This window comes from Vibrio sp. S234-5 (genome assembly GCF_000960595.1).
Classification (GTDB): domain Bacteria; phylum Pseudomonadota; class Gammaproteobacteria; order Enterobacterales; family Vibrionaceae; genus Vibrio.
In genome coordinates this window covers 1-399 of the sequence record NZ_JZAM01000279.1, presented here as the reverse complement: position 1 = coordinate 399, position 399 = coordinate 1, and the positions used below count along the sequence as shown (strand labels likewise).

1 protein-coding gene is annotated in these 399 nt (G+C 54.9%); it reads left to right on the top strand.

From position 1 onward, the window contains the following. Positions 1-399 (top strand): anaerobic C4-dicarboxylate transporter family protein (locus UF06_RS17740; RefSeq protein ID WP_045571633.1); only part of this gene is annotated, 399 nt, incomplete at both ends.

Sequence of the window (399 nt, the reverse complement as noted above, 5' to 3'; positions counted from 1 at the left end):
TTCTGTGCTGCCTGTTATTACCGGAGTGGGCCGTCGTAGCGGCAGCCGGCCAGAGCGCCCACTGAGCATGGCGGTTATTGCCTCCCAGTTTGCCATTGTCGCCAGCCCTATTGCTGCAGCGGTGGTCGCCTGGGTTGCCTTCTTAGAGCCGCAAGGGATCACTCTCACGGACGTGCTGATGAGCACCATTCCAAGTACCAGTCTCGGTTTGGCGTGCGCTTGTCTGTTCGTTAATAAGATGGGCGTAGAGCTTAAAGCCGATCCTGAATATCAGCGCAGTCTGCAGGACCCAGAGTTTCGCGCTGACATGGATCAAGAAGTATCGGTGGAGGTGATTAAAATCGCGCCGCAAGCGAAAAAGTCGGTCGCTCTATTCTTATTTGGCGTCAACATTGTGGT